Raw genomic sequence first — 24,447 nt, 5'->3', positions numbered from 1 at the left:
GGGAGTTACGGATTCATTGGTGGAGATGCCGCTGCTGCCAGTCGTCGAGGGCTTGCGCCGCTTCCTGCAGCGACTCGGGTGTTTGTGCCGCCCGGATGTGCTGGGCAAGCTTGTCGAGTTTCTTGAGGGGAACTCGTTTGGAGGGGGCGTCGCTTTGGAGGAACCTCTCCTGGAGGCGGAGGAGCCGTTGCATGAGCCGTTCGCTGCTGAGTTCTTCCTGGCCCACGGACGAAGGCATCAGGTCTTCGTCCGCGTGGCTTTCTTGTTTCAGTTCCGTGGGGCTGGGGCCCGCTTCGACGTCTCGACTGGCGGGCTCTGCGGTCCGCAGCGGGGGGAGGTGCCGCTGCTGCCAGTCGTCGAGGGCCTGCGCTGCTTCCCGCAGTGAGTCGGGTGTGTGAGCCGCCCGGATGTGCTGGGCAATCTTGTCGAGTTCCCGGAGGGGAACCAGTTTGGAGGGGGCGTCACTTTGGAGGAACTTGTCCTGGAGGCGCAGCCGCCGCCGCATGAGCCGTTCGCTGCTGAGTTCCTCCTGGGGCACGGACGGATGTATTGGGTCCTTGTCCGCGTGGCTGTCCTGCTGAGGCCCAGGTGTTGACGTGTCCTTGGCGGGTGTAGGGCTCTCCCTCTCGGCCATAGCAGGCGGTGTGGGTTCTTCCTCCCGTTCCTGCCCGGTCTGGACCGACGGGTTCTCCGTTTCGGGCTGCGGGAGGCGGGAAGCCATCTCCTGTTTCACCTGATTCCGCATGGACTCGAAGAGGGCCTCGACCTTGGGGGCGACCTGCACGGGCAGTTCCGCGTCGGGCCTCAGCAGCAGGGCGACTCTGAAGCTGGAAGCCCCCGGCTTTTGCTTGCCCATCTCGCACAGGATGATGCCTTCATAGAGGGAGAGGGTGACCTCTTCGTCCGTTCCGCGAGGCAGTTTGCGGGCGAGTTGGAGCTGGTCGAGCGCGAACTCGTAATCAAGGCTTTCGTACAGGCGGTTGATCGACCTGATGTAGTTGTGGATCTCGCCTTCGTTCGCGGCGCGCGCGGCGAAGGGAAGGACCAGGGCCGCCAGGACAAGGAGCCATGCGCCTTGAACGGCAGACCTTCCGGATTTCTCTCTCACGTAACGATGGCTCCCTTTCGAGGAACGTTATCCCGAGGCCCCGGACGCTCAAAGATCATGCCGTACCTCGAAATGAGCGGCGCTTCTGGGCGCTCCACCGGCGCGCATACGTGCATCGAGCACGTGGGCGGACACGAGTGCCTTTGCCGCAGCCGGCCGGTGACGGAAGACGCGCCGCTCTCCTGGTTTTCCTGTTCTCAGGAAGTGGAAGGACGTGGATGTCCTGGCCCCCAGCATCCTGATCCGCCGCTCCACCCGGAAAAATGAGGGGGGTACGCAACTTCCACACGGGTCCATGGGAGAATGGATCAACGGATTTCACACGAGACTTCGCAGGAGCCCCATGACCTCCATTGATCGCAACCGCAACCCGCTGGCCCAGCTCGGCCGCCAGACCGTCGAGAAGGCCCAGCCGACCGTGGCCCCGGCGGTGAACACCGTGAAGGCCGACAGCGCCAAGGTCGCGAAGCAGGGTGGGGACACCTTCGAGGCGGGTCCCGCGCGTCAGGTGTCGGCGAGCCTGCTGGGTGGCAGCAAGCCCAAGGACAAGGTGTTCGACGGCCAGTTCGTGGGCGCCGGCGGCCAGACGTTCCCGCCGGGCACGTCGCTGAGCGACATCCCGGGCGTCACCCCGCGCAACAACCCCAACCCGGCCAAGACGGTCATCTACGTCAACGGCATCATGACGGACAAGGCGGGTCAGTCCAGCGACCTCCAGGCCATCGCCGACAGGACGAACGCCAAGGCCATCGGCATCCACAACTCCACCGAGGGCTTCATCTCCGACCTGGCCCAGTGCGTGAAGGACAAGCTGGACAAGGGCACCAACCCGGCCGTGGACACGCTGGCCGACACCGTCTACTCGGAGCTCAAGGCCGGCCGCGACGTGCACCTGATGGGCTACAGCCAGGGCGGTCTCATCACCAGCCGCGCGCTCAAGGATGTCTACAACCGGCTGCGCATCGAAGATGGGTTGTCCAAGGCGGACACCGAGAAGGTGATGAGCAAGCTGAACGTGGAGACCTTCGGGGCGGCCGCGGCCACCTACCCGGACGGCCCCAAGTACGTGCACTACATCAACAACCGCGACATGGTCCCCACGGTCACGGGCCTCGGCGGCAGCGTGGATCCGCTCACCTTCATCAAGAAGGCGGGCAAGGACGCGGTCATCCACCGCTTCGGTGACGGCGGCCTCAACGTCATCGGCAACCACAGCCTCCAGGACATGTACCTGAAGCACCGCGTGCCCTTCGAGCAGGCGCGCGCCAACCAGTTCTAGGCGTGGGCTGTCACTGAGGACGGTTCGTCCGTCCCCCGGGGAGGCGCTGAGAGGCGGCCTCCCCTTTTTCATGGGGCCCGGCCGCGCCTGCTCAGTGCCACTCGACGCGGAAGGTGCACCCACTGCCCTCGGGGCGCACCGGGTGCACATGGGGCTCGCGGGCGCCGGAGGCTCCGAGCGCCGCCTCGATGATGCCCTGGTAGTACGAGGGCACGCCGAGGGTCTCGTTGATGTGGACCTCGTACGCGGTGGGCGCCAGCTCCTTGAGCTGGAGCTGCACGTAGTTGTCGGCGTTGCGGAAGTTGTGGTTCATCCGCATGAGCAGCCGGCGCGGCCCGAGGGCTCGTCCGAGCGCGAGCATGCCGCGGCCGAGCACCGTCTCACTCACCTCGGTCACCATCTTCTGGCCGAGCCGGCGGTAGGCCTCCTCGAGGTGCAGGTCGGGGAAGAGGTCGCGGACGATGATGTCGAGGGAGGGGCGCCAGACGGACGCCGGGTAGAAGGGGAGCGGTTGCCGGTCGACGTGGAGGCCCATGCGCCCGAGAGCACTTCGGGCCGCGGTGGAGAGCCTTCCGTGGAGTGCAATCTGGAAGAGGCCGTGAAAGGTGTTCCCGAACACCACACGCTCATCCATCATCATGCATGACCCCCGGTTGCGAGCGCCCCTACAAGAGGGGCTACGTGGCACCCTGCGACCCACAGGGCCGCACCGAACAACACCGAGGGTGACACGGAATGCCGTGGCCCGCCTGAAACCCACCGGGGGAGATGTTCGGTGTTGGGCGGAAGGGGCGTTGAAAACCAGACACAGGGGCCCGATTTCGGGAAAAACCTGTGGCGGGAGGTTCAGGGCTTCTTGGAGTTCTTCTCCGCGCGGCGCAGGCGCTCGAGGCGTTCGGCGGGGTTGGAGTCGCCGAGCTTGTCGGAGACGTAGGCGCTGGCGGAGGCGAGCTTGCGGCGGAAGTCGTCCGGGGGCTCGGGCTGGGAGCGGGGGAGGTTGAAGAAGTCGGTGCCCACGCGCAGGAGCGTGCGGGCCATGGCCTGGTCGTCCTCGGAGGCGTGGGGGTAGAGGAGGGAGGCGACGCGGCCGTGCTCATGCGCGGCGGCCTTGATGAGGGCGGACTCGCCCATGCGGTCGGTGAGGGAGGGGTCCGCGCCGCCGGCGAGCAGGGTGCGCACGAGCGCCTCGTGACCGTCCTGGGCGGCGAGGATGAGTGGGGTACGGCCTTCGGAGTCGAAGGGGTTGGGGTCGGCGCCACCCGCGAGCAGCGCCTCCACGCGGGCCAGGTCACCGGCCGCCACGGCATCGAAGAGGGACATGGCCAGAGCATGGCGCGTTCGCTCCGCCCACGCCACCGCCCGTGTTACCGCGCGGGATTCCTCGGCCGCCCGTTGAGCGTGCCCGCGGCGGGAGCGACGTTGCCGGAGGGCTTCTCCACCTTCAGATCGGCGAACTTCCCCTCGCGCTCGAGGCGGAAGATGTCCTCGTCGGTGACGTACTCCTGCTGGAGGAGCTCGCGCGCGCGTTTGACCTTGGCGCGCAGGACGGGGTCGGTGATGGGGGTGCTGTTCTCCTTGGTGGGCCGGGGAGGCGGGCGCATGACGGAGAAGGTGCCCCGAGCGGGGTGGCCGTCGGCGCTGACGCCCTCCAGCGCGTAGGTGATGGCGAAGACCTCGGGCTCGGCCTTGGTGTCGAAGGACACCTTCACCTCGGTGCCCTTGCCTTCGGGGACTTCGCTCACGGGGAGCGACACGGCGTCCACCTGCTCGGGAGGAGGAGGGGCCTCGCCGTTGCCGCGGAAGGAGCGGAGGGCCTTGACCTGGGTGATGCGCACGGACCCGCGGAAGCGGTGGTAGAGGCGGAAGGTCTGCCGCACCACGCCGTCGGAGTCGAGCACGGGGAAGCGCGGCGTCCCCGCGGCGAGCAGGGTGACGACGCCCTTCTTGTCGAAGTTCTCGAAGGAGGTGTTGAGCACCTGGAGCGAGGAGCGGCCGGTCTCCTTGCGGCCCTCGGCGTCATAGGCGTCCACGCGGATGAGGTGCTGGGTGTACATGCTGCTGGCGCCGGTGGTGCTCAGCATGGAGTGCGAGACGAGGGGGCCGGTGGTCGTCACGGGCGCCTCGTCGTCGAAGGTCCACACGAAGCGCACGGGGACGAAGGGCCTGGGCGCGGGCTGGCCGGGCCGGACGGGCCGCTCCATCAGCTTCGCGAAGAACTCGAAGTCGTCCTCGGAGTTGGGCTGCCGCCGCGACATCACGTGGATGAGCCGCTCGGGCTCGCAGTCCTTCACCTGGAAGGGCGGCAGGGGCACGGTGACGGAGACGTTGTTCTTGGTGAAGACGGTGACGCGCGGAAGCTCGTACGAGCCGTCCGCGTCGTTGCGCCAGACGCGGATGGGGATGCGCTGGCCGGTGCCGTCGCCCACGGTGTAGTGCAGGTAGGCGTCGTTGCCATCCGGCGTGTGGGCGCGCACGGTGATGAGGTTGTCCTCGCCCGAGCACACCTCCTGCTTCTCCACGAGGATTTCGTCCACGATGGGAGGAGCGGGCTCGGCGGCGGCGGGCGCTTCGGCCTCGGGAGGCGTGGGCGCGGCGGCGAGCGCCGGGGAAGGCGCCTCCTCCTGGGAGGAAGGCGTCCGGGTCCGCGCCTGGGCCACCGGGGCGTCCTGCGCGGGCTGCTCCCGGGAGAGGAGCCACCCCACCAGGCCCCCGAGGGCGAGGAGGGCGAGCAGCAGCACCCATCGCCAGGGCCGCTGGGAACGGTTCTCGGGGGTCGGGCTCATCGGGGTGGGGCTCCTCTGCGGGTGGAAGCGATGCGGAAAGGGTTACTGCCAGCAGCCGTAGACGTTGCCGCCCGAGTTCCACTGGAGCTGGTGCGTGTAGTCCGGGCCCCAGATGGTGTTGTGGATGGGGTGCACGCCCCAGCCGCCGATGCGGTCCGGGCTGATGGAGGTCGCGGTGGCGTTGGGATCATCGCGCACGCTCTTCCAGTAGCGGCCGTCGGAGGTGTCGCACATGTTGGCCGACATGCAGTTGGCCACCTGGTTGCCGGCGTTGCCGCACACGTTGTAGCTGGGGCAGGCGACGGTGAGCGCCGCGTCGACGAACCAGCCGAGCGAGGATTTGCACTCGTTGTAGATGCCCGTGTAGAGCGAGTTGGACGCGTTGGCGATCTGCTCGTGCGAGTACGTGTGGGCCGTCACCACGCCCCGGCCCGCGTAGTTGTGCGCGTAGGCCATGAAGGTGGAGCACACCATCCCGTTGTTCGACGCGTTGCCGGGAATCAGGTGGGCGCTCTCCAGCGTGCGGTACTGGAAGAGCGAGTAGTTGACGCGGGCGCCGTTGCGCACCGGCCGGTCGAGGTACTGGCCGGAGTCGATCCGCGAGACGTCGCTGACGTACGCGTGGTTGTACCAGATGGAGTCACCAATCAGCGCCGCCTGGGTGGGGTCTCCGAGCTGCCAGCCGGTCCACTCGGGGCCGCCCTTGCCGTACAGGGACATGTAGATGCCGCCCTGGTTGATCTGCTCCAGGCCCGGGTAGCCGTAGCGCAAATCGAAGCCGCTCATGGGCTTGGTACACACCCCGGGCCAGGGCGCCTGGGCGGGGTTGGCCATGGTGGCGTGCGAGACGGTGCTTCCAGGGCCATGCGAGAGCATCGAGTGCGTGCGGTACTCGCCGATGGCATCCAGCACGTCGCGGATGGGGCCGAAGCTCCGGTCGAACACCACCGCGCCGTTGGGCGCGTTCCATCCGGCGGACGTCGAGCCACACTCTCCCTCGGCATGAGCGGCTCCCGCCCATGCCAGCGCGGACACTGCGACACTCCCTACGAGCAGACGGCGCATCAAGACACCTCCCGGGATACGGGATGGGGCTCGGTGCGTGGTCCGGCTTCTCGAGGTACTCCACCCAGGCGGCGACAGGGTGCCGGCCACGCCGAGCGACGGAACGGTACCTGGGGATTCGTTCGTTCTACTCTGCCCGGGAAGCGCTGACCAGGGTGCGGCGGAGGAATTCCTTGACAAGCGATTGAAAGTGATTCTGCCCGGGCCCGGGACCGTGCGGAACCCGACACTGGATCCGCGTGCGGAACGCTCGTCTGGGAAGCAGACAGGAGAGCAGGCAGGGGAGCATCCCCGCCATCTCCCTTCGTGTCACCCGGTCTGGGTCTCCACTTCGGGGCCGAGGGGCAGCGTGAGCCGGAAGGTGGTGCCGCCGCCGGGGGGCGAGTCGATGTGGACGTGGCCGCCGTGGGCAGCCAGGGTGCGCTGGACGATGGCGAGCCCCAGGCCGGTGCCGGTGGCCTTGGTGGTGAAGAAGGGGGTGAAGAGGCGCCCGCGCAGCTCGGGGGGGATGCCGGAGCCGGTGTCGGTGACTTCCACCACGGCGCCGGGCTGCTCGGTGCAGCGGTAGGCGGCGACGCGCAGCGTGCCGCCCTGGGGCATGGCCTGCACGGCGTTGAGGGCGAGGTTGAGGAAGGCCTGGCGGATCATCCGCTCGTCCACGGGCACGGGCGGCACGTCCGGCCGCAGGGCCCACTCCACGCGGACGCGGGACTGGCCGCTCGTCGCGGTGCGCACGGCCTCCTCGAGCAGGCGCGCCAGGGGGACGGGGTGGAACTCGGGGGCGGAGGGGCGGGCGAAGTCGAGCAGATCCTCCACCATCCGGTTGAGGCGGTTGGCCTCCTCCTCGACGATGGCGACGAGGCCGGGGGCGGGCCCCTTGGGCTCGACGAAGCGGCGCAGGGTGGCCAGGGCGTTGAAGATGGCGCCCAGGGGGTTGCGCACCTCGTGGGCCACCACGGCGGACAGCTCGCCGAGCGCGGCCAGCCGCTCGTGCTCCACGAGCTGGCGCTGGGTGTGCTTGAGCTCCGCGTGGAGGCGGGCGAGCTCCTCGGCGCGCCCGCGCACCTGCTGGAGGAGCCGGTGGGACTCGATGGCGGCGGCGAAGTGGGAGCCCATGGCCTGGAGCGTCTCCAGCTCCATGGCGGACAGCAGGCGGTGCTCGGCGAAGGTGATGATGAGCGTGCCCACCATGCGCGAGCTGGCCTGCAGGGGCACCATGGCCACGGAGGCGCGGCCATGCTTGCGCAGGTGCTCGCGCACGGCCTCGGGGAAGTCATCGGCCTGCAGCACCATGGGGATGCCCAGCTCGAGGACCTTGCCGGACATGCTGCCGTGGATGGGCAGCCGGCGGAAGGGCCGCACCGCCTCGTCGGTGGTGTTCTGGTGCCAGACGAGCTCCAGCGCATCGCTGCCCTCGGTGCGCAGCAGGATGAGCACCGCGGAGCCGTGTACCAGGCCGATGATCTCCTCGGTGCCGGGCCCGAAGAAGGCGCGCGGCTCGGCGGCGGTGGCGGCCACGGCGGCCAGGCGGCTGAGGGCGGTGAGCGCGGTGTTGTGCGTGGACAGGCGGGAGATGGTGCGCGCGGCCTCCAGGGCGGCGGACACCTGCGCGGCGAAGAGGCGCAACGGTGGCAGCTCCTCCTCGCTCAACCAGTCCGCGGCCACCGCGAGCAGGGCCCGGGGCTTGCCCTCCTGGTCGATGCGGACGCAGACGGAGCGCAGGGGCCCCACGCGCAGCAGGTGGGTGCGCACCGGCTCGGCCCAGTCCGGGCCCACGAACTGGGCCGTCTCCCGGGCGAAGTCCTCCCCGTAGGCAGAACCCTCCGCCCACGCCCGCAGCAGCATGGGGCTCCAGGTGCCCGGCACATCCACCAGGTGCTGGCCGGTGAGGCGCGCCTCGCCCGCGGCGGTACCGGTGGCCACGAAGGCATGGCCCAGCCACACCCGCTCGCCGTCCGGCACGAGGTAGCCGTAGGAGAAGCTCCTGCTCGGCCAGGCCCTCGAAGACGCGGCGGAGCACCTCCTCCTCGTCATGGAGGCCGGGCAGCGAGGCGCCGAGCGTGGCCACGCGCTGGAGGAGCTGGCGGTGCACCACGCGGCCGGAGAGATCCCGGACCAGCATCCACGTGTCCGGCCCGTTCCTCGAGATGGACAGCTCCACGCGCCGCTCCCCGGTGGCGGTGCGCATCACCGTCTCGTACGTGTCCGGGACGGGCTCGCCCCGCTGCCGGAGCGCGTGGCGCTCGGCGAGGAACGTCTGTTGTTGCGCCGAGAAGAGCTCGAAGAGCTTGCCGAGCACCTCCTCGCGGGGCATGCCGAGCAGCTCGAGCAGCGCCGCGTTGACGTGGAGGATGCGGCTGTCCCGGACGACGGCCAGGGCGAATGGCAGCGTATCCAGGTTCTGGTACGGGGCCCCCCCCGCTCCGTCGGGCGTCGTCACGGGGAGTGAGGATGGCACTCCGGGTGGGTGGGGGGGAAGCAGGCCCGGGTGTTTTCCGGGCCTGGCCGGGGGTCAGTGCCGGCGGTGGTGGCGGACCTCCTCCTTCTGGCGATCCTTGAAGCCCTGCACCTTCTCGTAGGTGCCGATGAGCTCCGTCTGGGCGAGGATGTGGCCCTGCATGGCGGCCTCGAGCTGCTTCCAGGTGACGTGCCCCATGTCCGGCAGCACGGTGTCCAGGGCGAACACGCGGTAGAAGTAGCGGTGGCGGCCGATGGGCGGACACGGGCCGCCGTAGCCCATGTGCTTCCAGTCGTTGAGGGCCTCGCGGGCGCCCGCGGGGAGGCTCTCGGGGAGCATGGATTCGGGGATGTCGTGGATGTTGGGCGGCAGGTTGTAGAGCACCCAGTGCGTCCAGGTGGTCTGGGGGTTGCCCGGGTCCGGCGCATCGGGGTCCTGCATCACGAGCGCGAAGCTGCGCGTGCCCGGCGGCTCGCCCTCCCAGTGGAGGGGCGGTGGGAGGTCATCGCCTTCGCAGGTATAGGCGACGGGAATCGTCTCTCCGTCCTTGAAGCGGGGTGAGGTGATTTGGAATGGGATGGGCATGCGTGGGGTCCTCCGGCTCTGGGTGAAGAGGTCCAAGAGCAAGCTGGGAACGGAGGAACCTCGCGGCGAGGAGGGCCCGGCGGGCGGGTGCGATTGCGGTCATCCTCCTGGGCGCTGCGCTGGCTGTTTCCCCTGGAGAACCGCGGGCCCGTCTGTGAGCTTTGCCGCATGAGCCGGAACGAGTCGTTGGAAGAGCAGGTGGCGGAAGCGCTCGAGACCACTCCCGAGCTGTTGTCCTTGCTGCCGGAGCTGCTGGCGGACCTGGACGAGCTGGGGACCGAGGTGCGCGACATCGTCGGGCTGCTGCGTCCACTGGGGCTGCCGGCCGGGGCGCGCGTGCTGGACCTGGGGTGTGGCAAGGGCACGGTGGCGCTGGCGCTCGCCCGGGAGCTCGGTTTCCGGGTGCTGGGGGTGGATGGGTTCGCGCCCTTCGTGGAGGAGGCGAGGCGGCATGCGGCGGAGCGTGGGCTGGCGGGCGCGTGCGAGTTCCGCCAGGGGGACCTGCGCGAGGCGGTGCGCGAGGTGGGCGGGATGGACGTCGTGATGCTGCTCGCGGTGGGGCGCGTGCTGGGGAACGCGGCGGAGACGGTGGAGGCGCTGCGGCGCTGCGTGCGGCCCGGTGGGTACCTCGTCATCAACGACTGCTTCGTGGCCGAGGGCGTGGCGCTGGACGCCTCGGAGGACCTGGAGGGCTATGCGCACCTGGAGGAGACCCGGCGCCTGATGCAGTCGCATGGGGACCGGCTGGTCGGTGAGCGCCTTCCTTCCGCGGAGGAGACGGACGCCTACAACGCGAGCAACACCGAGCTCATCCGCCGCCGGGCCGAGGCGCTCGCCGTGCGCCACCCCGAGGTGGCGGAGCGGGTGCGGGGATTCGTCGCGGAGCAGGAGCGCCAGAGCAGGCTGCTCACGACGGAGCTGCTGGATGCGCTCTGGCTGCTCCAGCGCGGGCCTTGAGCGGCTCAGTGGATGGGCTGGCCGAGGGCGTCGAGGATGGGGCGGCGGGAGGGAAGGGTGTGGTGCTCGTGGTCGTAGAAGCACTCAGGGCCGAGCAGGGAGATGAGCTCGCGTTCGCGGGCAATGCCTGCTTCGGTGCCCGCCTCGGTGGGGAGCTCGTAGGGCTGGACGAGGACGAGGTCCTCCCCTCTCGGCTGGCGGCACCCGGGGGGCAGGGCATCGAGCCGTGGACCGAACATGCGCACGAAGGGGGCACCGTAGAAGTTGCGCCAGACGAGGCCCGCGAGTCCTTCGCTGTAGTCGCGCACGGTGGGGATGCGCTTCAAGCCGATCCCCTCGGGCACCAGCCGTTGGGTCTTCCGCTTGAAGTCTTCTTCCAGTGTGGACAGGGCAAGAGGTGACTGGAGGAGGTGCATCAAATCGAGGATCTGCGCGGCGTGTGCTGCTCGCCAGGAGTCCTTCCTCGTGTGGGTCGCGGAGGTCACCCAGATGATGCTGCCCTGGTAGGGAGTGGGGCTGGATTTACAGGGGAAGAGCCAGACGTAGTCCTGGTCCGTCTTCGCCGCCACGCACAGGTGCCCGTGCTCTTCGTAATAGGCCATGAGCGCATCGAGCATGGGTTTGCCCGAGGGGACGGGCTCGGACAGGTCGGCATCTCCATACCGGGCGGGGACGAACCATTGGAATTCGCCGAAGGCGAGTGACAGGAGTTCCCGTGCCCCGGCGCTCGAGGGGGCTTCCGGCGGCAGATGAATCTGGGTCTCGAGGTTCTGCTTCGGCATGGACGAGCCTAGGGAGGGTAATACAGCAAGCTGGCCTTGCCTTGGTTGATGAGCCGCTGCAGACGTCGGTCGAGCGGCCCGGAGATCCGTGTCGCCCCGTCGAGATGTTTGGCGGAGCGGATCCAGAGCTCGAGCTGCCCGCCATGTTTCTCCACGTACTCGACCATCGCCTTGAGATTCCCGGAGAAGGAGAGCTCTTGTCGTGCCTTGGCCTCGACGAAGGAGTAGGGCTGGCCCCACACCAGCTCCGCCGGATTGCCCTTCACCGAGTCGGGGATGAAGCCCTGCGCACCGCTGCCCGGCGGCGGCATCCTCCGGCAGGCGGCCATGACCAGAAGCAGAACGACGGAGGTGGCGGTCCTCATGGTGGACAGCGTAACCAGGGAAGCCGCAATCGAACCAACCCAGGCGGGCATGGGCCGCGCCCTGCCGGAGGTGGCCTACACCTGGGAGGTGTGCGCGTCCTCGGGGACGTCCCGGGTCCGCTCGAGTCCGCGCACCGGGAGCCGCCGGGTGAGCACCAGCACGCCCACGAGCGCGGCGAGCACCACCCACCCCGGCCAGCCCGTGATGCCCACCAGGGCGGTGTCGGGCGGATTGCTCGCGTGTCCGAGCACGACGACGATGGGACCCAGGGCGTTGAGGGAGCCGTGGGCGATCACGGCGGACCAGATGCTACCGGTGGCCAGCCGCATCCAGCCGAGGAGGATGCCGAGCAGCACGCACACCACGGTGAAGAGGAGGATGCCGAGCACGGGGTGCTGGGGGTAGTTGTGGCCCAGCAGGATGAGGGGGGCGTGCCACAGGCCCCAGATGACGCCGCTCACGATGAGCGCGCGCCACTGGCCGAGCGGCAGCAGCCGGGGGAGCAGGTAGCCGCGCCAGCCCCACTCCTCGCCGAAGATGACGGGGGCGTTGAGCAAGGGGCCCAACAGCATGCCCTGCACCACCTGGAGGGCGAGGAAGACGCGGGGGTCGGCGAGCTTGCCGAGTTTCTCCTCGGACCCGGGCGGTAGCTGCGCGAGCATGGCGCGCACGCCGGAGAGCCCGGTGAGATCCATCATCTGGGGGTAGACGAGGGCGGAGAGGAGCAGGGCCCCGAGCACCACCACGGGAGTGCCCAGCCACGCCAGCAGGAAGAAGCGCAGCCGGTGCTGGCCGAGCCCCAGGCCCGTGTCCCGCTTGAGGGAGGGCAGGGGGGACACCTTCCAGGCGACGAGGAGGGTGGCCACGGTGGGGCCGAGCATGGACAGGGCGGCGAAGGCCTTGAACGCGTTGGGCACCTTCCCCGGCTCGGTGCCGAAGCCCAGCACGAAGCCGAGGACGCACAACCAGGAGAAGCCGTAGGCGATGGCCACGAAGGCGGCGATGCCGCGCGTATCGAGCCGGGACGTGGGGGAGGCGTGCATGGTGGAGGAACTCCGGGCTGTCAGCGCTCGCGCACGGGCGAGGCGGAGAGGAGGAAGGAGTAGAGGGCCGGCGCGAGGCCGGACACGACGAGGGCCGTGAGGGCGGCGGGGGTGGAGAAGGGGGCGAGGCCCAGGGTGGCGAGCCCGCCGAGCGTCAGGCAGTAGCCGCCGAAGCGTTGGGTGCGCTGCCACACCTCGTCCGAGCTCAGGGCCCAGGGGTTGCGGAAACCGGCGAAGGGGTTGCGGCGGAGCCGGGGCATGAGCTGGCCGGAGAGGAGACAGGAGACGCCGCACACGAGCGCGAGCGGCGTGCCGATGGCCTCCGCGCGGCCCAGGGCCACGTAGAGCATGAGGAGATGGAGGGCGGTGAACAGGGCCACGTTGCTCAGGGCCACCACGTCCATGGGCGAGCGGGCGGCCGCGGCGCGGGGGCGGGAGGGGAGCAGGGCGCCGCCATGGCGCACCACCCCCCAGCTCACGAGGGCGAGCACGGGCAGGAGGACGGCGCCCTGGGAGCGGGGGAGGAAGCCATCGGGCACGCCGTGCAGGTCGAAGTGCACGGGGACCTGCTCGGGCAGGCGGGGGTATAGGAGGGCGGAGAGCGCCAGGCCGAGGGTGGCGAGGCCGAGGCTGGCCATGTCCGCGTGGTTGAAGCGGGGTGCTCTCATGCCTTGCCCTTCCGGCGGGTGGCGGCCTTCACCGAGGCGGTCAGCTCCAGCAGCTCCGAGGCCAGGTCCTCGAGCACATTGCTCTGCAGCGTGTAGACGACGTGGGTGCCACGCTTCTCCGAGCGCACCAGGCCCGCGGACTCGAGCACCTTGAAGTGGTGGGAGAGGGTGGGGCGGGTGAGCTCGAAAGCCGCGGCGACTTCACCGGCGGTGAGCGAGCCCTGGCGCAGCAGCCGGAGGATGGCGCGGCGGGTCGGGTCGGCGAGAGCCTCGAAGGGGCTGCGGGAAGAAGGGGCCATATTTCGATATCCATCTATTTAGACGGACATCGAAATTCAAGCCCTTTCGAAAGCCCGTGGCGCCTCCGAGTGGGACCCCCGGGTCACCTGCGCTACAGTGCCTCGCCGTGAAGCGGACCCTGCTCCTGTTCCTCCTCCTCTCCCTGCCCGCGGCCGCGGCGGAGCGGCTCGCCGTGCGCCTGCAGCACGGAGGCTCCCTTGGCGCGGCCGAGTCGCAGCGCCTGCTCGGCCTGACGGAGGACATCGCCCGCGAGCTGACGGGCCTCGAGGTCACCCAGGCCCCGGCGGGGCTGCTGCCGGGCCGGTGCGGTGCGCAGGACGCGTGCCTGCGCGCGGTGGCGGCGGAGGTGAAGACGGAGCACGTGCTGGTGCTGGGGGTGGTACACAGGCCCCGGGGCACCATGGACGTGGACGTGGCCTGGGTGGACACGGTGCGCGGGGCGGTGGAGCGGCGCACGGTGGCGACAGTGGCGCCGGCGGCGCTCGCCCGGGAGTTGCGGCCGGTGGTGGCGGCGCTGGTGCCGGACTTCGCGCGCAAGGGCTGGGGCGGGGTGGTGGCACCGGGGACGGCCCGGCTGCGCGTGGACGGGCGGATGACCGAGCCGGGCGAGGTGGTGGCGCTGACGGCGGGGCCGCACGAGGTGGACCTGCTGTTGCCCTCGGGCGAGGCGTCCCTCACCCGCGAGCGGATTCCCGAGGGCGTGCGCCTGCGTCTGGAAGCTCCGGCCGGACTTCCTGCCCCAGTCGGGGGAGTCCCGGGCCCCGCGGGGCAAGGGGCTGCGCACGGCCTCCTATGTCACCTTCAGCCTGGGCGCGCTCGCGGTGGCGGGCTCGCTGGTGGCGGGCGGGCTGTCCCGGGGGGCGCTGCGGGGGGTGGAGCCCTGCGCGGGGGCCCGGCGCGACTGCACCAGCTTCACGGCGGCGAGCCCCGTCTATGAGCAGGCGGGCCGCTACGCGCGCACGGGCAACGTGCTGCTCGGCGCGGGCGCGGGCCTGACCGCGGTGGGCTCCGGCCTCTTCGTCTTCGACCTCCTCTCCTCCCAGTCCGAGTAGTGCCCATGTCCCCCATCGACCGTCTCGTCCGTTCTGTCCTCGTTGCCCTGGGCGCCTGCGCCGTGCTGGCCCTCGCCTGCTACGAGGTGCCCCAGGTGCGCGACTACTACGCCTGCCAGCAGGACGCGGAGTGCGGGGACGGCGGCTTCGTCTGCGACGATGGCGTGTGCTGCCGCGAGCGGGAGGCGCCCTTCTGCACCGGCCGGGTGCTGGACGGGGGCTCCTGCCTGGATGGCGGCAGTCCGGTGACCTACTACGAGGACCTGGACGAGGACGGCTTCGGCAACCTCGCCCGGCCCCTCTACCGCTGCGCACCGCCCCAGTCGGTGCCGACGGTCACCAACGGAGAGGACTGCAACGACAATCCCACCGCGGGCGGCCGGCTCTTCTTCCCGGGCGCCCCCGAGCAGTGCGACAGCTACGACAACGACTGCGACGGAGTGTCCGACGAGGGGCTCGGCGGCTCGCTCTACTACCTCGACCAGGACAACGATGGCTTCGGAGACCCCGAGCGGACGGGGACGTTCTGCCAGCAGCCGGTCGGCTGGGTGGACAACCCCAATGACTGCGGCCCGGACAGCGGCAACGTCCATCCGGGCGCCTACGAGTTCTGCAACGGGCTGGACGACGACTGCAACGGGGGGACGGACGACACCGCCCAGCTGGGCGAGCCGTGCCTCGTCCCCGGCAAGTCCGGCATCTGCGCCGAGGGCGTCCGGGCCTGCCCCGGCGGCAAGGACGTCTGCCAGCAGGTCAACGCCCCCGCGCCGCTCGACACGTGCAATGGGAAGGATGACGACTGCGACGGTATCGCGGACGAGAAGCCGGACTGTGGCGGGCCCATCCGCTTCAGCGCGGACCCCTCGGTGGTGTTCGGCGCCCGGCACCTGGGCCAGGCCCTCAATGGGTTGACGGGCGAGTGCCTCAAGACCAGCACCATCCCCAATGCCACCCCAGCCGACGTCGTCACGGGGGACGTGTGGACGGGCTCGGGCGCCAACACCCACGTCTTCTGGGCCGAGCGGGATGGCGGGACGTGGGACCTTTCGCGCCCCTTGACTACACTGCGGTTCTCCGCCGACGTCGTCAGTGACGCGGGCACCGTGGCGAATCCGGATGGGGGGGTGAGCAGCTGGTCCCCGCACCGCCAACCCGTGGTGTTGCTGTGCGGGCCGGGCGGCTTCCTGCGGCTGGTGGCCGTCTCGCCGATCCTCGACTCGACCGGGGCGGAGTACATCCGGCACAACATCCCCCTGCCTCCGGACGGGGGCACCTGGATTGTGGGAGCCAACAGCTCCCCGGATGTGCAGGGGGTGTTGCGCCAGGTGAAGCGGGTGGAGGTGTTCATCCAGCCCGCCTCGTCCACCGGCAGCTTCAAGGTGGATTTCCAGTCGGACTTCGGCTTGCCCTAGGCATTCCCCCCCCTTCTAGATCGGACCCCTCCGGCAGCGTGGCGGTTGCGCGCTGCTCGCCTTCAATGTTAAGCGGCGCCCGCGTGTAGGAACGGCGGGGAGGTCGGAAGGCAAACCCGTGGTTTTACCGGGGGTTGTGGCGATGGTGGAGAAGGAGCCCCGGAAGGACTCGGACGGAAGCGAGCTGGGAGAGACGGCCCGGCAGATGCGGGCGGCGCAGCCGTACATCGCCGCGGTGTGGAAGCTGGTGGGCGGGGCGGTGGTGGGAGTGTTGGGTGGGTACTACCTGGACAAGTGGTTGGGGACGGGTCCCTGGCTGCTGCTGGGGCTGAGTCTGGTGGGCATCTCCGTGGGTTTCTACGGATTCCTCCGCGAGATGGCACGGTTGGGGAAGCGCAAGCGGTGAGCGAGCACGACGCGGAGATGGCCTTCCGGAAGCATGCCGGACTGGCGGCGGGAGTGGCGGGGGCGGGGTTGGCGTTGGCGGCCTTCCTTCCGAAGACCTCGGAGGCCCGGCAGTCGGCCTTCATCGGGGTGGTGCTGGCGGCGGCGACGGGGGTGGTGGCACTGGTGCTCAAGCGGCAAGCGGTGCGCAAGGACTTGAAGGCGGCAATGAAGGCGGTAGGGGTGGTATTCGGGCTGAGGGCCGTCGGGGTGGTGGTGGGGCTGTTGTGGGCGGTGCAGACGGGGTTGAGTCCGGTGGCGTTCGTGGCGGGGTTCTTCGGCACCTACTTCGTGCTGCAGTGGATTGAAGTGAGCTACGTGATGGCCGCGTCCCGGGACGCGGCGGGCGGAGACGAGTGATGCGCAAGGCAATGGTTCTCTTCGTGGGGCTGGTCGCCAGCGTGGCCTTTGCCAGCGAGCCGGCGGAGGGCGAGAAGGAAGACGTCGCGGGCTACATCCTCCACCACGTCTCCGACTCGCGGGAGCTGGAGATCGAGGTTCCCCTCTACGATCTCTTCGGCCTGAACCACATCCCCATCCACCTGCCGGAGATCCTCGTCCCCCTGAAGGCGGGGGGGTGCCAGAAGCAGATGACGGACCATGGCGAGGCCATCCCCAGCCTGGGCGCGGGGTGCCTGGACCTCTCCATCACCAAGCACACGGTGATGATGTGGCTGGCGGCGGTGCTGCTCATCGGCTCGCTGCTCATCTGGAGCAACCGCGACAAGGCGAAGCTGGTGCCCCGCGGCACGGCGGCCAACCTCTTCGAGATGCTCGTGCTCTTCGTGCGTGACGAGCTGGCCATCAAGAACATCGGCAAGGAGGAGGGCCCGCGCTACACCTCCTACCTGCTGACGGCCTTCTTCTTCATCCTCTTCATGAACCTGCTGGGCCTGTTCCCCTGGATGGCGAGCGCCACGGGCAACATCGCCGTCACGTGCGGCCTGGCCCTGTGCACCTTCGTCATGACGCAGGTGGCGGGCATCCGCGCCGCGGGCCTGGGCGGCTACCTGGCCCACCTGACGGGCGGCGTTCACTGGTCGCTGTGGGCCATCATGATTCCGGTGGAGCTCCTGGGCCTGTTCACCAAGCCCTTCGCGCTCACCATCCGTCTCTTCGCCAACATGCTGGCGGGCCACATCGTCATCTTCTTCCTGCTGGGCCTCATCTTCATGCTCGGCCACCCGGCGGTCGCCTTCGTGAGCGTGCCGTTCGCCATCGGTATCTACCTGCTGGAGCTCTTCGTGGCCTTCGTGCAGGCCTACGTCTTCACGATGCTCTCGGCGCTCTTCATCGGCATGGGAGTGGCCATGGGCCACCACGCGCACGCCGAGGAGCACGGCCACGGCGAGGCGGGCCACAGCCACGACCACGGCAAGGCCCACATGCTGGGCTCCTGAGTTCCTTCCCAAGTGAGCGGGGCCCTGGAGTCCGGGGCCCCGGTGAGTACCCGGCGATTCGAAAGGTCGCCGGAGGTCGTCCAAAAGGGCAGCAACGACCCCCCCACAAGTGGGTCCCCTCCGAAGAAAGAAGAAGCACTCCCATGACCAACGTCGCTCTCGCCTTCCTCGCCGCCGGCATCGGTGCCGGCCTCTCCATCATCGGCGCCGCCCTGGGCATCGGCCGTCTGGCCGCCGCCGCCATGGACGCCACGGGCCGTCAGCCGGCCGCCGGTGGTGACATCCGCACCACCATGATCATCGCCGCGGCCCTCATCGAAGGCGCCACGCTGTTCGCGCTGGTCGTGTGCATCCTGCTCGCCATCAAGGCCTAGCTTCAGGCTTCGAGCAGGACCCGGGGTCCGGCGCCCGCTCCAGACGGGGGGCGCCGGCCCTTGCATCATTGAAGAGATACCCGCAGTCCCCCTGACGCCGCACCGCCGAAGGCCGCCATGCTCCTGCCCAACGTTCTCGCCGCCAGCAGCTTCGTGGAGGTCCGCCCGGGCCTCATCTTCTGGACCCTCGTCACCTTCATCATCGTCGCCTTCATCCTGCGCGCGAAGGCCTGGGGCCCCATCCTGTCGCTGGTCGAGGAGCGCGAGAAGCAGATCGCCAGCTCCATCGAGGCGGCCAAGCGGGAGCGCGCCGAGGCCGAGAAGCTGCTCACCGAGCAGAAGACGGCCATCGCCGATGCCCGCCGCGACGCGCAGGAGATGCTCCGCCGCAATCAGCAGGAGGTGGAGAAGTTCCGCGAGGAGCTGATGGCCAAGAGCCGCAAGGAGGCCGAGGAGTTCAAGGCCGGCGCGATGCGCGAGATCGAGGAGCAGAAGTCCAAGGCCATCGCCGAGGTGAAGGCCATGGCGGTGGACCTGTCCATGGAAGTGGCCAGCAAGCTGCTCAACGAGCGCCTGGACGACACCAAGCACCGCGCGCTGGCCGAGCAGTTCGTGGCGGGCCTGCCGGTCAAGGGCACGACCCAGGGCCGGGCGTAGCCGTCCGGATTTCCGGGTCCGCGCACCGCTGTTCAGGAATCCAATATGGCGCTTTCCATCGGCATCGTCGGTCTGCCCAACGTGGGCAAGTCCACCCTGTTCAACGCACTCTCGGCGGCGGGGGCCCAGGCGGCCAACTACCCGTTCTGCACCATCGAGCCCAACGTGGGCGTGGTGCCGGTGCCGGATGAGCGGCTGGACAAGCTGTCCGCCCTGGTGAAGCCGCTGAAGAAGATTCCGACCTCGCTCGAGTTCGTGGACATCGCGGGCCTGGTGCGTGGCGCGTCCAAGGGTGAGGGACTGGGCAACCAGTTCCTGGGCAACATCCGGCAGGTGGACGCGGTGCTGCACGTGCTGCGCTGCTTCGTGGACGACAACGTCACCCACGTGGAGGGTGGCGTGGACCCGGTGCGCGACCGGGACGTGGTGGACACCGAGCTGTGTCTGAAGGACATGGAGACGGTGGAGAAGCGCCGCGAGCGCTCGCAGAAGAACACCAAGATGGGTGGCAAGGCGGGCGACGAGGCCAAGGCGGAGCTGGTGGTGCTGGACAAGGTGAAGGCGGCGCTGGACTCGGCCATCACCGTGCGCGCGCAGAAGCTGACGCCCGAGGAGCGGGCGGTGCTGAAGGATCTCTTCCTGCTGACGGACAAGCCGGTGCTGTACGTGGCGAACATCAGCGAGAAGCAGATTGGCAAGGAGGACTCGGACCCGATGGTGCAGCGGGTGCGGGAGATGGCGGCCAAGGAGGGCGCGGGGGTGGTGGTGCTGGCGGCGGCGATGGAGTCGGAAATCCAGCAGCTTCCCGAGGAGGAGCGTCCGGGCTTCCTGGAGAGCGCGGGGCTGACGGAGCCGGGCCTGCACAAGGTGGTGCGCGAGGGCTACAAGCTGCTGGGCCTGCAGACGTACTTCACGGTGGGCGAGCAGGAGTGCCGGGCGTGGACGATCCACAAGGGTGACAAGGCGCCGCAGGCGGCGGGCGTCATCCACTCGGACTTCGAGCGCGGCTTCATCAAGGCCGAGGTGATGAGGTGGGAAGACCTCCTCAAGTACGGCAGTGAGGCGGCGGTGAAGGAGAAGGGCCTGCTGCGCGTGGAAGGCAAGGAGTACGTGGTGCAGGACGGCGACTGCATGCACTTCCGCTTCAACGTGTAACGAGCCCACCCGGTCTGCCCACGAGAGGGTGCCGAGAGGACCGAAGGCGGTCCCGGCACCCTCTGTGCTTTGCGGGGTCCGGGGCGTCTTACGCGGGCCCGCGGAACGCGGTGTAGAGCCACATGGCGACGGCGAGCGCGGCGATGGCGCTGGAGAGGATGGCGGCGCGGCGGGAGCGGCCCTCGTCGGGGAACTTCCGGGCGCGCAGCCACATGCCACCCACGCGGATGGCGACGAAGAAGGCGAGCAGGGTGGCGCCGATCCACTGCCAGCCCGCGGGGCGGGTGAGGGCCACGGCCCAGGCGCCGATGAAGGCGACGTTGCCGAGCAGGAGCATCATCTGGAGGCGGGCGAAGGGGCTCATGGAGTGTCCGGGTAGAGCGGGGCGGGAGCGGAGTCCAGCGCATTGTCATCCGCCGTGCTCCAGGTGACGGACCTCACGGCAGCTCAGGGCACGGAGACGGGGGCCCCCACGTAGCGGGCCCTCGGGCGGAGCACGTGTCCCTGCTCGCGCTGCTCCAGCACGTGCGCCACCCAGCCCGCCGCGCGCCCCACCGCGAACAGCGCCGCCGCCGCTCCCGCGGGCAGCTCCAGCGCCGAGGCCAGCGCCACCAGTCCGAAGTCCACCGTGGGCGCCGGGTGTCCCGCCTCGCGCATCGTCTCCTCCACCGTGCGCAGCACCCGGACACCCACTGTCTCCGGACGGAAGGCATACGCCGCCTCCAGCAGCGGCGGTGTGCGCGGGTCTCCCTCCGGGTACAGCGGGTGCCCGAAGCCCGGTACCGACTCGCCCCGACGCAGCCGCTCGTGCACCACCGTGCGCGCCCGCTCCGGCCTGCCCACCTCCTGCAGCAGGGCCTCGATGCGGTCGCACGCGCCTCCGTGCCTCGGCCCCGAGAGGGCAGCCAGCGCCGCGCTCACGCACGCGTACAGGTCCGCCCCCGAGGAGGCCGTCACCCGCGCCGCGAAGGTGGACACGTTCAGCTCGTGGTCCGCGCACAGCACCAACGCCCGGTCCAGCATCTCCGGCGCCCGCTTCGCCGTGGCTCCCCACGCCACCGCCAGCGAGGCCGCCACCGTCTCCTCCTTCAGCGCCCGGGCCACCCGGGCCGGCGCGTGCGCCGCGCACACCCAGGCTCCCAGGTGCCGCAACAGCCGACGCCCCCGCAGCCGCTCCTGCTCCGCCGGGGCCGCGAAGCGCACGTCATCCCAGGCGCCCAGCAGGGGCACCACCACCAGCAGCACCGCCAGGGGCGGCGAGCGCCTCGGCACCAGCTCCGCCACCGCCGAGGGCGGCACGGGCAGCTCCGGCGAGGGCCAGCGCACCGGCTGCGCTGGCAGCGTGCCCGTCCACAGCAGCTCCGCCACGTCCTCGAGGCTCCGCCCCTCCACCGCGAGCCGCACCGCTGGATGGCCCCGGTACGCCAGCCCCTCCGTCCCCACCCGTGACACCGCCGAGTCGATGACGGGCTCGCCCCAGCGCAGCGCTCCCGCCGCCACCGCCGCGTGCCCCGCCCGCGCGTCGTGCCGCGCCTTCAGCCGCTCGAGGTCCGCCCGCACGTACCGGTTCTCCTTCGTCCCCGGCTCCGGCACGCACCGCACCAGGCCCCGGCTCACGTACGTGTAGAGCGTCGCCCGCTTCACCCCCAACAGCGCCGCCGCTTCGTTCGCGGGCACCAGCTCCTCATGTCGACTGTCGAATCGAGATTGAGCCTTGGGCTCCCGCGCTTTAACCATTCGTCATGTCTCCCGGCGCGCATTATCGACTCGACTCGACGGAGCGTCGAGATGAGACACGAGGAGCGGGCCGTAGACCCTCACCCCAGCCCTCTCCCAGAGGGAGAGGGGGCGCCTTCACGGAGTCCGTCATGGCTCATCCCCACGTCGTCAACGCGCAAGACATCCCCTGGACCGAGACCACCCGCGGCTCCCGCGTCGCCATGCGCCGCAAGCAGCTCGGTGCCGCCGCCCACGGACAGAAGCTCGGGTGCAGCCTCCTCGAGCTCCTCCCCGGCAAGCAGTCCTGGCCCCGCCACTACCACCTCGCCAACGAGGAGGCCCTCTTCATCCTCGAGGGCTCCGGCACGCTGCGGCTCGGCGATGAGACCGTGCCCCTGAAGGCCGGGGATTACGTCGCGCTCCCCTCGGGGCCCTCGTGCGCGCACCAGCTCCTCAACGAGGGCGACGCGCCCCTGCGCTACCTCGCCTTCTCCACCATGCTCGAGCCCGACGTCATCGTGTACCCGGACTCCAACAAGGTGGGCGTGCTCGCCGGGGCCGCTCCCGGGGGCAACAAGGCCGCACGCACCCTGGAGGCCTACCTGCCGCTGGCCGCCCAGGTGGGCTACTGGGACGGCGAGGAAGGTTGAGCCCCGGGGAGACGCCGTGGCACCCTCGCGGTCCCATGGCCTCCCTCCTCGATTCGCTCGAACGCTCGCGCCTCCTCAAGGACCGGGAAGCGGCGCGGGAGGTCATCAACACCGCCGAGCCTCCCCATGTGTCCCTGATGCGCCTGTGCGACGCCGGGCTGCTCGAGGGCGGCCTCACCGTGGCGCTCGGCGTGCGGCCCGATGAACTGGTGGGTCCGCTCACCATGGCCATGGGGGGCGCCGCGAAGCGCTTCAAGGTCGTCGACGTGCGCGAGCGCCCCGTGCTGGAGCTCCATGTCCTCGCTGGAGAGACGTCCGAGCGCTGGGAGGTCGAGGACCTCTGGGCGCTCGTGCACAACCTCAACAGCCTCTACCGCGAGGCTCCCGACGCACGCGCCATCGCCGTGCTCGGCGAGTGGAACGACGCGCTCCAGCTCCTGTGCGTGGACAAGCGCGCGCTCCCGCGGCTCCTGCGCGAGCGCTTCTTCGCGCCCCGCAACCGCGACGCACTGGAGCGCAAGCCGGAGCAACCCTGAGCCCGGTCAGCGTCCCCGCCGCTTGAACTGTGCCAGACTGAGCTGCTGGTTCAGCCGGGCGATCTCCTTCCGCGCGGCCTCGAGCTCCTCCGACGGCTTGCCGCCACCGAAGAGCGCGCGCACCCGTTCCACCAACGAGCGCTTTGGGGTGGGTTTCGAGCTGAGCTGCTGCACCTTGGCCTTGGACTTCGCCAGCGCCTGATTCGTGGCCTCGAGCTGCTTTTTCAGCAGCTTCACCTCGTCGCGCGCCAGGGTGGCTTCCCGCCGGGACTCGCCCAGGCCGGCCGTGAGCGTGGCGAGCTGCTTCTCGACTTCCGCGCGCGCCGATCGGAGAGCCGCATTCTCCTTCTCCAGGGACTGCACCTGCGTCCGCAGGGATTGGAGCTCCGCCGCCTCCTGCTTCTCGTCCCGCGAGGGCGCCGAGGGGGCGGCTTTCTCTCGTGCGGCCAGCTCGGCCTTCAGGCGCTTCACTTCCGACTGCGTCGTCTCGAGCAGGTTCCTCAGCTCGCGCTCTTCCGTCTTCGCCACGGTCGCACCCCTGTGTCCGCGAGCATAACCCCGCGGCCAGCCCGAGAGGGGCGCTCAGCTCGCCAGCGGCGGGGCCTCGGTGAGGGCGGCGGGCTCCTGGCCACCGCCCCGCTTCTTGCGCTCCAGGTACCAGCGGCGGAAGGCCAGCGTGGCCCGGTCCGTCGCCACGCTGCGCTCCTCGGACACCGGCGGGGATTCGACCGGGTAGCTCGACTCCACCACCGCCTGGTCCTCCCGGAGGATGCGCTTGTTGAAGTGGTCGACCAGCGCCGCGAGCGGCTGGAACTTCAGGAAGTCGCGCGTGCTCACCAGCATCATCCGCGTGTGGTTCGCGTCCACCGGCACGCACCACATGAACAGGTTCATGATGCGCCGGGGGATGGGAATGTTCAGCGACATCCCGTTCGGCTTCAGCCAGTCCAGGTAGGCCTCCGCGGACCCTCCATCCAGGTTCCAGGTGGTGCGGAACCCCGTGGGCGTGGGGTGCACCTGCACCTCCATCTTCGAGTCCGGCTTCATCCGCCGCGCCAGTCCTCCACCGATGGTGCGCCGGTGCACGAAGGGCAGGTGCGGGGTGTCCAGCATGTTCTCCATCGCCCGCGTCCAGTGCGCGCTCCACGTCTCGGCGTAGTGCCACACGTGGATGCCGGGCTGCTCCATCACGGCGGGCACGGACGGCTCATCCGGAGCCTCGGCGCCCGGGCGCGTGTAGACCCAGATGAGGCCTCCGCGCTCGCGCACCGGGAAGGCCGTGGCGGCGAAGCGCTGGCGCTTCTCCTCGGACATGGGGTTGAGCGGAATGTGCGTGCACGCCCCGCCCGAGGCGAAGCGCCACCCGTGGAAGGGGCACTCCAGGCACCCGTCCTTGCCCACCTTCCCCAGCGACAGCTTCACGCCCCGGTGCGGACACTGATCATGCAGCGCCGACACCCGGCCCTCGGGGTCGCGGAAGAGCACCAGCCGCTCCCCGGCGAGGGTCAGCGCGTGAGGGGCCGTGCCCACCTCCTTCGACATCGCCACCGGCGTCCACACGTCCGCGAAACCCTCGTCGGCGAAACCGTCCAGCATGGAAGTCCTCTCCTCTGTCCTGCTTTCGGGATAGAATATTCAGGATGGTTTATTTAAT

General features: G+C 69.8%; 29 protein-coding genes and 1 pseudogene. 13 read left to right on the top strand and 17 right to left on the bottom strand.

Features of this window, described 5'->3' with window-relative positions:
* Positions 1 to 13 precede the first annotated feature (13 nt).
* Positions 14 to 1,108, bottom strand: a complete 1,095-nt coding sequence (locus ACN28I_RS26465) for a hypothetical protein (RefSeq protein ID WP_420944714.1) — start codon at positions 1,106 to 1,108, stop codon at positions 14 to 16.
* 343 nt (positions 1,109 to 1,451) lie between these two features.
* On the opposite strand from ACN28I_RS26465, the gene ACN28I_RS26460 reads away from it, so the two are divergent.
* Positions 1,452 to 2,387 (top strand): hypothetical protein, encoded by a 936-nt coding sequence (locus ACN28I_RS26460; RefSeq protein WP_420944713.1) that lies wholly within the window; start codon positions 1,452 to 1,454, stop codon positions 2,385 to 2,387.
* Between the two features lie 91 nt (positions 2,388 to 2,478).
* Here ACN28I_RS26460 and ACN28I_RS26455 read toward each other — a convergent pair whose 3' ends face one another.
* From ACN28I_RS26455 to ACN28I_RS26425, 7 genes and pseudogenes are all read right to left on the bottom strand, one after another.
* On the bottom strand, positions 2,479 to 3,021 hold the full coding sequence (locus ACN28I_RS26455; RefSeq protein WP_420948719.1) for a DUF2378 family protein: 543 nt from the start codon (positions 3,019 to 3,021) through the stop codon (positions 2,479 to 2,481).
* 212 nt (positions 3,022 to 3,233) lie between these two features.
* Positions 3,234 to 3,707: an ankyrin repeat domain-containing protein gene (locus ACN28I_RS26450; protein ID WP_420944712.1), complete on the bottom strand. Its 474-nt coding sequence runs from the start codon at positions 3,705 to 3,707 to the stop codon at positions 3,234 to 3,236.
* Positions 3,708 to 3,751: 44 nt separating this feature from the next.
* Complete coding sequence (locus ACN28I_RS26445; RefSeq protein WP_420944711.1) at positions 3,752 to 5,170, bottom strand: hypothetical protein; 1,419 nt, start codon at positions 5,168 to 5,170, stop codon at positions 3,752 to 3,754.
* A gap of 42 nt (positions 5,171 to 5,212) precedes the next feature.
* A complete protein-coding gene (locus tag ACN28I_RS26440) occupies positions 5,213 to 6,205 on the bottom strand; it encodes a hypothetical protein (RefSeq protein ID WP_420944710.1) in 993 nt (330 codons plus the stop codon).
* 339 nt (positions 6,206 to 6,544) lie between these two features.
* Positions 6,545 to 8,269: a sensor histidine kinase gene (locus ACN28I_RS26435; protein WP_420944709.1), complete on the bottom strand. Its 1,725-nt coding sequence runs from the start codon at positions 8,267 to 8,269 to the stop codon at positions 6,545 to 6,547.
* 154 nt (positions 8,270 to 8,423) lie between these two features.
* A pseudogene (locus tag ACN28I_RS26430) lies at positions 8,424 to 8,675 on the bottom strand (PAS domain-containing protein); the annotation flags it as partial.
* Positions 8,676 to 8,747: 72 nt separating this feature from the next.
* Positions 8,748 to 9,278 (bottom strand): YbhB/YbcL family Raf kinase inhibitor-like protein, encoded by a 531-nt coding sequence (locus ACN28I_RS26425; protein WP_420944708.1) that lies wholly within the window; start codon positions 9,276 to 9,278, stop codon positions 8,748 to 8,750.
* Between the two features lie 168 nt (positions 9,279 to 9,446).
* On the opposite strand from ACN28I_RS26425, the gene ACN28I_RS26420 reads away from it, so the two are divergent.
* Positions 9,447 to 10,235, top strand: a complete 789-nt coding sequence (locus tag ACN28I_RS26420; protein ID WP_420944707.1) for an SAM-dependent methyltransferase — start codon at positions 9,447 to 9,449, stop codon at positions 10,233 to 10,235.
* Between the two features lie 5 nt (positions 10,236 to 10,240).
* On the opposite strand, the gene ACN28I_RS26415 is transcribed toward ACN28I_RS26420, so the two are convergent.
* The 5 genes from ACN28I_RS26415 to ACN28I_RS26395 all read right to left on the bottom strand — a co-directional run bounded on the left by ACN28I_RS26415 (position 10,241) and on the right by ACN28I_RS26395 (position 13,393).
* Positions 10,241 to 11,017 (bottom strand): hypothetical protein, encoded by a 777-nt coding sequence (locus tag ACN28I_RS26415; protein ID WP_420944706.1) that lies wholly within the window; start codon positions 11,015 to 11,017, stop codon positions 10,241 to 10,243.
* Positions 11,018 to 11,025: 8 nt separating this feature from the next.
* Entirely contained in the window at positions 11,026 to 11,382 is a 357-nt protein-coding gene (locus ACN28I_RS26410; protein WP_420944705.1) for a hypothetical protein, read from the bottom strand.
* Between the two features lie 75 nt (positions 11,383 to 11,457).
* Positions 11,458 to 12,426: a CPBP family intramembrane glutamic endopeptidase gene (locus ACN28I_RS26405; RefSeq protein WP_420944704.1), complete on the bottom strand. Its 969-nt coding sequence runs from the start codon at positions 12,424 to 12,426 to the stop codon at positions 11,458 to 11,460.
* Positions 12,427 to 12,446: 20 nt separating this feature from the next.
* Complete coding sequence (locus ACN28I_RS26400) at positions 12,447 to 13,094, bottom strand: SdpI family protein (RefSeq protein WP_420944703.1); 648 nt, start codon at positions 13,092 to 13,094, stop codon at positions 12,447 to 12,449.
* Positions 13,091 to 13,393 carry an autorepressor SdpR family transcription factor gene (locus tag ACN28I_RS26395; protein ID WP_420944702.1) on the bottom strand — a complete coding sequence of 101 codons (303 nt, stop codon included), beginning with the start codon at positions 13,391 to 13,393 and terminating at the stop codon, positions 13,091 to 13,093. The genes ACN28I_RS26400 and ACN28I_RS26395 overlap by 4 nt, the downstream gene beginning before the upstream one ends.
* Before the next feature lie 107 nt (positions 13,394 to 13,500).
* On the opposite strand from ACN28I_RS26395, the gene ACN28I_RS26390 reads away from it, so the two are divergent.
* The 9 genes from ACN28I_RS26390 (at position 13,501) to ychF (ending at position 19,888) form a co-directional block, all read left to right on the top strand.
* The gene (locus tag ACN28I_RS26390; protein WP_420944701.1) at positions 13,501 to 14,331 is read left to right on the top strand and encodes a hypothetical protein; all 831 of its coding nucleotides are present in this window, start codon (positions 13,501 to 13,503) and stop codon (positions 14,329 to 14,331) included.
* The gene (locus ACN28I_RS26385; RefSeq protein ID WP_420944700.1) at positions 14,267 to 14,446 is read left to right on the top strand and encodes a hypothetical protein; all 180 of its coding nucleotides are present in this window, start codon (positions 14,267 to 14,269) and stop codon (positions 14,444 to 14,446) included. The genes ACN28I_RS26390 and ACN28I_RS26385 overlap by 65 nt, the downstream gene beginning before the upstream one ends.
* 5 nt (positions 14,447 to 14,451) lie before the next feature.
* Positions 14,452 to 15,858 (top strand): putative metal-binding motif-containing protein, encoded by a 1,407-nt coding sequence (locus tag ACN28I_RS26380; protein ID WP_420944699.1) that lies wholly within the window; start codon positions 14,452 to 14,454, stop codon positions 15,856 to 15,858.
* A gap of 142 nt (positions 15,859 to 16,000) precedes the next feature.
* The gene (locus ACN28I_RS26375) at positions 16,001 to 16,264 is read left to right on the top strand and encodes an AtpZ/AtpI family protein (RefSeq protein WP_420944698.1); all 264 of its coding nucleotides are present in this window, start codon (positions 16,001 to 16,003) and stop codon (positions 16,262 to 16,264) included.
* Entirely contained in the window at positions 16,261 to 16,662 is a 402-nt protein-coding gene (locus ACN28I_RS26370) for a hypothetical protein (protein WP_420944697.1), read from the top strand. Before ACN28I_RS26375 ends, ACN28I_RS26370 begins: the two co-directional genes overlap by 4 nt.
* A complete protein-coding gene (atpB, locus tag ACN28I_RS26365) occupies positions 16,662 to 17,702 on the top strand; it encodes a F0F1 ATP synthase subunit A (protein WP_420944696.1) in 1,041 nt (346 codons plus the stop codon). Before ACN28I_RS26370 ends, atpB begins: the two co-directional genes overlap by 1 nt.
* A 143-nt stretch (positions 17,703 to 17,845) precedes the next feature.
* Positions 17,846 to 18,076 carry an ATP synthase F0 subunit C gene (locus ACN28I_RS26360; RefSeq protein WP_420944695.1) on the top strand — a complete coding sequence of 77 codons (231 nt, stop codon included), beginning with the start codon at positions 17,846 to 17,848 and terminating at the stop codon, positions 18,074 to 18,076.
* 117 nt (positions 18,077 to 18,193) lie between these two features.
* Entirely contained in the window at positions 18,194 to 18,733 is a 540-nt protein-coding gene (gene atpF / locus ACN28I_RS26355) for a F0F1 ATP synthase subunit B (RefSeq protein WP_420944694.1), read from the top strand.
* A gap of 45 nt (positions 18,734 to 18,778) precedes the next feature.
* Positions 18,779 to 19,888, top strand: a complete 1,110-nt coding sequence (gene ychF, locus ACN28I_RS26350; protein ID WP_420944693.1) for a redox-regulated ATPase YchF — start codon at positions 18,779 to 18,781, stop codon at positions 19,886 to 19,888.
* Positions 19,889 to 19,976: 88 nt separating this feature from the next.
* Here ychF and ACN28I_RS26345 read toward each other — a convergent pair whose 3' ends face one another.
* The gene (locus ACN28I_RS26345; protein ID WP_420944692.1) at positions 19,977 to 20,252 is read right to left on the bottom strand and encodes a hypothetical protein; all 276 of its coding nucleotides are present in this window, start codon (positions 20,250 to 20,252) and stop codon (positions 19,977 to 19,979) included.
* A gap of 83 nt (positions 20,253 to 20,335) precedes the next feature.
* A complete protein-coding gene (locus ACN28I_RS26340; protein ID WP_420944691.1) occupies positions 20,336 to 21,625 on the bottom strand; it encodes a citrate/2-methylcitrate synthase in 1,290 nt (429 codons plus the stop codon).
* Between the two features lie 131 nt (positions 21,626 to 21,756).
* Here ACN28I_RS26340 and ACN28I_RS26335 point away from each other — a divergent pair, with 131 nt between their 5' ends.
* Both ACN28I_RS26335 and ACN28I_RS26330 read left to right on the top strand, forming a co-directional pair.
* Positions 21,757 to 22,257: a cupin domain-containing protein gene (locus tag ACN28I_RS26335; protein WP_420944690.1), complete on the top strand. Its 501-nt coding sequence runs from the start codon at positions 21,757 to 21,759 to the stop codon at positions 22,255 to 22,257.
* A 35-nt stretch (positions 22,258 to 22,292) separates the two neighbouring features.
* Positions 22,293 to 22,793, top strand: coding sequence for a hypothetical protein (locus ACN28I_RS26330; RefSeq protein ID WP_420944689.1), 501 nt, complete (start codon positions 22,293 to 22,295; stop codon positions 22,791 to 22,793).
* A 6-nt stretch (positions 22,794 to 22,799) separates the two neighbouring features.
* Here ACN28I_RS26330 and ACN28I_RS26325 read toward each other — a convergent pair whose 3' ends face one another.
* Both ACN28I_RS26325 and ACN28I_RS26320 read right to left on the bottom strand, forming a co-directional pair.
* Entirely contained in the window at positions 22,800 to 23,321 is a 522-nt protein-coding gene (locus tag ACN28I_RS26325) for a hypothetical protein (protein WP_420944688.1), read from the bottom strand.
* A gap of 54 nt (positions 23,322 to 23,375) precedes the next feature.
* Positions 23,376 to 24,389, bottom strand: coding sequence for a Rieske 2Fe-2S domain-containing protein (locus tag ACN28I_RS26320; RefSeq protein ID WP_420944687.1), 1,014 nt, complete (start codon positions 24,387 to 24,389; stop codon positions 23,376 to 23,378).
* Positions 24,390 to 24,447 lie beyond the last annotated feature (58 nt).

This window comes from Archangium gephyra (assembly GCF_049060025.1).
GTDB classification, from domain to species: Bacteria; Myxococcota; Myxococcia; order Myxococcales; family Myxococcaceae; genus Archangium; species Archangium gephyra_A.
Note: the sequence above shows the minus strand (reverse complement) of the source record. Positions and strands in the feature narration are given on the sequence as shown.